This is a genomic window from Geminicoccus flavidas (assembly GCF_009806515.1).
GTDB classification, from domain to species: Bacteria; Pseudomonadota; Alphaproteobacteria; order Geminicoccales; family Geminicoccaceae; genus Geminicoccus; species Geminicoccus flavidus.
On the sequence record NZ_WUJP01001085.1, the window covers coordinates 1 to 6,850 of the forward strand.

The window sequence follows — 6,850 nt, forward strand, 5'->3', positions numbered from 1 at the left end:
GGTGCGTATCGTCACCCTGCCCAGATGCGGTCACGTCAGCCGTTCACCAGCTTTGGCGACAGAACCTAGGACCCGTTAGTTCTTGAGCCAATCGAGCGCAGCCGCGAGGCAGAGGACGCCCATGAAGGAGCTGGCCCTCTTCTCCCCCGGGTTCCGGCCTGTAGCCGGCCCGAGGGCAGGCTCCGTAGGTGGCGATGGCACGCCATTCCTGCCTGGCCCTCAGGCGCTCGACGCGGTTGCGGTTGTGGTAGATCCAGGCAGGACAAGCGACCGGCGCCTCGTGCCGCTGGGTGGGATCCCGGGCGGCTGCCCAGGTTCCAGATGTGCGTCCTGAAGGTATGGCTGGTGTAGCCGCGATCGGCCACCACTCAGCGTGACACGCCCGGCAGCCGAGCGAGCAGCCCAACAGCTTGGGGCAACTCATGCGCCTGGCCCAGCACCAGGCTGAAGGCGACGGCGCGACCGGAGCCGTTGGCGATCACGCAGGCCCCTGCACGTCTACTGACCGTGCCTGCGCTGCAGTCGGATGAGCGGCTCCTGCCGCTCATGGTGCCATCATAGCCGCCATGAGATCGACCAAGAGCCTCACCCGCAGCGCATCGGGTTCTGCTGCCCCCTTTTCCGCAGCACCAGCCGCCTTTTGATGTGTCCGGATGTTGCTGCCGTCCCAAAAGGTCATGTCCAGTTGCACGCCGCGCTCCTGCGCCATCGTCAGCAGCCGCTCTCATACCCCGAGCCGTTTCCATCATCCGTCAGCAGACGGCTGATCTGATCTCTGAAGGAGCGGCCGGCTGCTGGCCGCCGAGGGCGGATGAGGGTCTGGGCGGCCATCCACCATGATCCGCCAGGGTCGAGCCGCGCAGCGGATCGACGATCATCCATCGCCGCAGGCGTTCCGGTCAGCAGACCGGAACGGAGGGCCGAACTCGGCCGGCAGGCTGCGCCACTTGGCGCCGTTCTGACAGCGCCAGATGATCGCCTCGATCGTCCGGCGCAGATCGTGATGCTGGGTCTTGCGGTGTGGGCGGCACGCCTCGATCAGCGGTTCCAGCACCGCCCACTGCCCATCCGTCAGCACGCGCGTCATCCGATCCATCCATCCGCTGCTCACTGCATAGCAGATGGGGACAGACTTCAGGAACTAACGGGCCCTATGCGCATCGTCATCTCAAGCCAGCAGGTGTACGGTCCCTGTTGGATCCTGAGGCGTAGTGATCCATTCCACCGCTGACCCGGGAAGGGGGGACGCGCCATGGGCCGGGTCCCCCATGGCCGCGCCACCGCGGCACCGAAAGATCCAAGCTGGCCGGGCAACCGCCGGGACGAGGCTCAGGCAAGAAGATCGGTGACACTGGCAAAGTAGCTGAGATACCGGGAACGCTGCTCGTACAACAACGATGCAGAGCACGCAGACTGCACGGGAGCAGGCATGGTCACGTTGAGAATCCGCCACCGGACGATCTATCGCTACAGCAAGGCCGTCAGCCTGCGCCCGCATCGTCTGATGCTTCGGCCACGGGAGAGCCGCGAGCTCCGCCTGCGGTCCATGGATCTGACGGTTGAGCCGCCCGCGGCGGTGACCTGGGCGCAGGATGTCACAGGCAACATGGTGGCAACTGCCGCTTTTCAGGCCATGACCGACAGCCTGATCATCACCAGCAACGTCGAACTCGAGCTTGACGCCCCGGCCTGGCCCGTCTTCGACATCGCCGCCTCCGCGATCTTCTATCCTTTTCGCTACAGTGACGACGAATGGACGGATCTCGGAGCTTTGGCGGCACCGCAACATCCTGACCCTGCTGGGCGACTGCGGGAATGGGCCCAAGCCTTCGTCCGTAGCAATCCGACCGATACGCTTTCTCTCCTGAAGGACATCAATGCCGGGATCCTGGCTTGGATCTCGTATCAGGAGCGCGAAGAGGAGGGCACCCAGACACCCGCACAGACGCTGGAACGCGGCTGGGGCTCCTGCCGGGACTTGGCCGTTCTCTTCATCGATGCCGTGCGGACACTGGGATTCGGCGCCAGGATCGTGTCGGGTTATCTGCATAACCCAGCCCAGGACATCGTGGGACGGGAAGGCTCAGGCACCACCCATGCCTGGGCGGAAGTCTACGTGCCAGGTGCCGGCTGGATCACCTTCGATCCCACGAACCGAAGCGTCGGCTCCGCCAACCTCATTCCTGTCGCGATCGGCCGCGACATACGACTGGTGATGCCTGTGGCCGGCAGCTTCGTTGGGATGACCGATGCCTTCCGCGGAATGTCGATCGAGGTCTGCGTCAGCGCGAAGACATAGGCGTCGTCAGCCCCGGAGAGGCGTACCCTTTGTAGGCCCTCTACGACAGTCGTCGGCGTCCGCCAGGAGAGGTCAGCCAAGCCCAACGTTAGGGAAGCCGGCTGTCGCCGAGATGACCGAGGCGCTCAGCTCGCCAAGCTTGACGGCGTTCAGAACGATCGACCTCGAAAACCAGTTTGGGCAAGGACGCACTCTCACCGTAACATCCAGTTGGTCAACCAATGAAACGATGTTCTTAATAGAAAAATCCTAATTATGCAGATGTTATATACTACTAGGCCCTAATTATATTTCGCACGGTAAGATACATTATTATATTGTTTTTGTCATAATTGGGCTATATCTATATCAGGCTTGAGTCTTAGTATGCGCCAATTAGCTGAAGAGAAGATCATGACTGATATCATTATTTTACATCTGGGACTCCACGAGCCTTACGGTGTGCACGAGCGTCTGTTGTTGAATGCTCTTGACGACGTTGGTTGGCGTCGTGGGAGCGGGACAGCCTGGCTGCCACCGGCTGGACGACGGCTGACAGCTGGCCTCGAGGCGCTGCACCAGAATCTCAGCCCCGCTTCCGGTTTCGCTACCGAACAGCGGAACGCATCCTGGCAGGAGCTGCAACAGTTTGTTCCAGCCCCACAGCTTGGGAATCGTACGTGGAAGATTATATAATTATTGCTTGCTATTCTTGATCTATGTTCATGACATTGTAGCTTGTTCAGGATGTGACTAGATACAGCTCTCCCAGTACTGGCCAGGGCGGCTGCGTGCCGCGACCATGGCCGCGACAATGCAGTCAGAATGACCAGCCGACTTGGCCATGAACGGACCGACCTGCTGCCGGCCCGCATCAGATCATGGCGTCACGGTGGCGGCCGCCTGCGGTGCCGGGGCCGCGACGAGCTGGGCGGCACAGCTGGTGGCGGCCGCATCGGTCTTGCCCATCATCTCGGGCATGGCAACCCAGCCACCGCCGGCGATGAACTTGCCTCGTTCCCAGCTGCTCATTTCCCTGAGCGCGGCCAGCTGCGCGGTCGCGTCACCACCGGCATTGAACCGGTCGACGCAGATCGCGGCGGCCAGTTCCTGGCGGGCAGTGGTGCCGGCCTGGGCCGCCGCCAGTTGCGCCGATCCGCCGGTTGTCCAGCCGCCCCAGGTGAAGCCTACGACCATGGTCGCGACGGCGCAGCCCACACCTGTCCAGAAGAGCTGCGCCTTCGTCGCGCGGAAGTCCGACCATTTCTGGCTGAGGCTGCGGTTGCTGACCATGATCTTTGTCCATCTCGGAAGAGTTTCGCCGAAAGCAGAGGTGCTTCCAGCGCATCCTCGGGCTGCCTGCGGCACCAGCCCGAGGGGAAGTCACGCGCCACATCCTTGTCAGTGTAGGCGAGGCCTCGGGAGTCCATTCACCGAGGATTCTGCCAGCTCACGCTCGGCCTGGGCGACCGCCTCGTCCAGATGCGTGTAGCGATATTGTTTGTAGTGATACTGGTCGACGGAGACGCGCGTGATGCCATACTTGGCCATCTCGTCGTGGCCTTTCTCCTCGACCGCAGGGGTTTCTTCTACTGGCTTGGTAGTGTCCATGATCATCTTCCTGTGCAGGTCAGATACGAGGGGCTGGCTCAGAAATCCCTGCCTGCCATCCAGGCATCGACATCCCGTTTCGCCTGGATGTGCGAGATCCCCGAGCGAACCCTCACCATGGTGAGGAGTTGCCCTTCGGTATGGATCGTCGAGCAGTCGAAGTTGGTCAGGAAGCGCCATTTCCGTTGCGCATCCGCCATGTGGCGCCGTTTGCGCGCGACGGTGTCGGGGCTTTCGCCGCCTTGAAATCCGAACATGATCAGGCTCCTTTGAGAGCCAGCAACACGTTCTTCAAATATTATTGCTGTTGAGGGCTCTTAATTAAGAATTGCACATCTTGCCAAAAAATTCAATGGCAATCAGCCTCTATTTACAAATAAACTGTGCAACCCCGGAATCCATACGTAGCGTCAGGCAATCAATTTATTGACGTTTTGCAGAACATTTTGCATGCGCTTGAAATGCAATGAGCTTATATAGGACTCGCCCAGGTGGCAGCAAAATCGGCAGATGCCATGATGATCCCAACCTACGATCTGACTAATTACCTCACGGCCGCTGTATTGCTGGCATTCGCCATTTGGCACTTCACGTCGCTTATCCGGCTGAGTTCGCTTCGGCCTGGGTCGTGGTATCGATCCGGCCTGGGACAGCTTACCGTGTTGAATGACGGATGGCGGCGCACCAGAGAGAGAAGACGATGACAGAGCGCCTGGTCGACGTGTTGGACAGCCGCAAAACAGTTGTGCACACTTTTCCCATCACCCTGAGTGGTCCCGATGCCTCGACCGCTGCGCAGTACGAAGACAAAGCATTGCAGGCTGCGGCTTATGCACAGATCGTGCCCAATGACGATCTCCACGGTCTGACGACCCGGATGCATGTCAGCCGAGGTGGGGCTTTGGCTCCGTATGGGGATGATCGGGATGGCATGTCCCAAACAAAACAGGGCCTTGAGCAGGCTGTTCGCGAAAGCGCCTACTTCCTTTGGCAAGGGGATGGTTGCCCCGAAGGGCGGGCCGATGAATATTGGCAGCGTGCTGATGAGCAGCATCTGCGCGAGCGTGCTTACTTTCTCTGGCAGCAGGAGGGCTGTCCCGAAGGCCGGGCCGACCAACACTGGCGCCTGACCCGGCAGTTCCAGGCGGAATGACGGCGTGCTGCTGGTTGAGGAAGGGGAACGGCCGCGCCAGGCAAGGTTCCCATCATAAAACCGCCCAAGCCTCCTCGTAGGGTGACCTTCGCCTTCAGGGGCGTCCGCAGCTCCTGTTCTTAGCGGCGGCCAATCGGTACTTGCTTACCAAGGCCCACGCCCGATCGAGCAGTGGGCGAGCCTGGGTAGCCTCCAAGCAAGCTGCCTTCCCATGGATGCTCATAGCGAGCATCCATGGGAGCAGGAGGCCGAACATAAGGCCAGGCAGCCAGCTACAGCTGGTCTCAGAAGTCCATGTCGCCCATGCCCCCCATCCCGCCACCGGCAGGCATCGGGGCGTCCTTCTTAGGCTTCTCGGCGATCATCGCCTCGGTGGTGATGAGCAGGCCGGCAACCGAGGCCGCGTCCTGCAGCGCATGACGCACCACCTTCACCGGGTCGATGATGCCCTTCTGCAGCAGGTCACCATACTGGCCAGTCTGCGCGTCGAAGCCGAAGTTCAGGTCCGAGCTGTCGGACAGCTTGCCGACCACGATCGAGCCGTCCACGCCGGCGTTCTCGGCGATCTGGCGGGCCGGCGCCTGCAGCGCCTTGCGCACGATCTCCACGCCGACCTTCTGGTCGCTGTTGGCAGTGTTCAGTCCCTCAAGGGCCCTGATCCCCTGCAGCAAGGCTACCCCGCCACCAGGAACGATGCCTTCCTCGACCGCCGCGCGGGTGGCATGCATCGCATCGTCGACGCGATCCTTGCGCTCCTTCACCTCGACCTCGGTGGCACCACCGACGCGGATCACGGCCACGCCGCCGGCCAGCTTCGCCAGACGCTCCTGGAGCTTCTCGCGATCGTAGTCCGAGCTGGTCTCCTCGATCTGCGCCTTGATCTGCGCGATTCGCCCCTGAATGTCTTCCTTGTTGCCGGCACCGTCGATGATCGTGGTGTCTTCCTTGGTGAGCACCACGCGCTTGGCCTTGCCGAGCATCTCCAGCGTGACGTTCTCGAGCTTGATGCCCAGGTCCTCGGACACGACCTGACCGGCGGTCAGAATGGCGATGTCCTCGAGCATGGCCTTGCGACGGTCACCGAAGCCCGGCGCCTTGACAGCGGCGATCTTCAGGCCACCACGCAGCTTGTTCACGACCAGGGTCGCCAGGGCCTCACCCTCGACGTCCTCGGCGATGATCAGGAGTGGCTTGCCGCTTTGCACCACCGCTTCGAGCAGCGGCAGCAGGGTCTGCAAGCTGGCGAGCTTCTTCTCGTGGATGAGGATGTAGGGCTCCTCGAGGGTCGCCCGCATCTTCTCGACGTCGGTGATGAAGTACGGCGAGAGGTAGCCGCGGTCGAACTGCATGCCCTCGACGACGTCGAGCTCGGTGTCGAGGCTCTTGGCCTCCTCGACCGTGATCACGCCCTCGTTGCCGACCTTCTGCATGGCCTCGGCCAGCATCTTGCCGATCTCGATATCGCCGTTGGCCGAGATGGTGCCGACCTGGGCGATCTCCTCCGAAGTCGTCACCGTCTTCGAGCGCTGCTTGAGCGCCGCGACCACGGTCTGCACGGCAAGATCAATACCCCGCCGCAGGTCCATCGGGTTCATGCCGGCGGCCACCGCCTTGACCCCCTCACGCACGATCGCGGCGGCCAGGATGGTCGCAGTGGTGGTGCCGTCCCCGGCGACGTTGCTGGTCTTCGAGGCCACTTCGCGCACCATCTGCGCGCCCATGTTCTCGAACTTGTCGGAAAGCTCGATCTCCTTCGCGACCGTCACACCGTCCTTGGTGATGCGCGGCGCGCCGAAGCTCTTCTCGAT

6 protein-coding genes and 1 pseudogene are annotated in these 6,850 nt (G+C 61.8%); 2 read left to right on the top strand and 5 right to left on the bottom strand.

Annotation, left to right across the window (positions count from 1 at the left end; translation table 11 throughout):
* Positions 1-75 precede the first annotated feature (75 nt).
* A pseudogene (locus EQG76_RS30835) lies at positions 76-1,096 on the bottom strand (transposase).
* A gap of 333 nt (positions 1,097-1,429) precedes the next feature.
* Between EQG76_RS30835 and EQG76_RS30840 the strand changes: the two are divergent.
* Positions 1,430-2,299 carry a transglutaminase family protein gene (locus tag EQG76_RS30840; protein ID WP_159719045.1) on the top strand — a complete coding sequence of 290 codons (870 nt, stop codon included), beginning with the start codon at positions 1,430-1,432 and terminating at the stop codon, positions 2,297-2,299.
* A gap of 858 nt (positions 2,300-3,157) precedes the next feature.
* On the opposite strand, the gene EQG76_RS30845 is transcribed toward EQG76_RS30840, so the two are convergent.
* The 3 genes from EQG76_RS30845 to EQG76_RS30855 all read right to left on the bottom strand — a co-directional run bounded on the left by EQG76_RS30845 (position 3,158) and on the right by EQG76_RS30855 (position 4,146).
* Entirely contained in the window at positions 3,158-3,571 is a 414-nt protein-coding gene (locus tag EQG76_RS30845; protein WP_159719046.1) for a hypothetical protein, read from the bottom strand.
* Positions 3,572-3,679: 108 nt separating this feature from the next.
* Positions 3,680-3,889, bottom strand: a complete 210-nt coding sequence (locus EQG76_RS30850; protein WP_159719047.1) for a hypothetical protein — start codon at positions 3,887-3,889, stop codon at positions 3,680-3,682.
* 38 nt (positions 3,890-3,927) lie between these two features.
* The gene (locus tag EQG76_RS30855) at positions 3,928-4,146 is read right to left on the bottom strand and encodes a hypothetical protein (protein ID WP_159719048.1); all 219 of its coding nucleotides are present in this window, start codon (positions 4,144-4,146) and stop codon (positions 3,928-3,930) included.
* Positions 4,147-4,562: 416 nt separating this feature from the next.
* Between EQG76_RS30855 and EQG76_RS30860 the strand changes: the two genes are divergently transcribed.
* Entirely contained in the window at positions 4,563-5,042 is a 480-nt protein-coding gene (locus EQG76_RS30860; protein WP_200841275.1) for a DUF2934 domain-containing protein, read from the top strand.
* A 284-nt stretch (positions 5,043-5,326) separates the two neighbouring features.
* Here EQG76_RS30860 and groL read toward each other — a convergent pair.
* Positions 5,327-6,850: chaperonin GroEL (groL, locus tag EQG76_RS30865; protein ID WP_159719049.1), on the bottom strand; the 1,524-nt coding region annotated here is incomplete at its 5' end.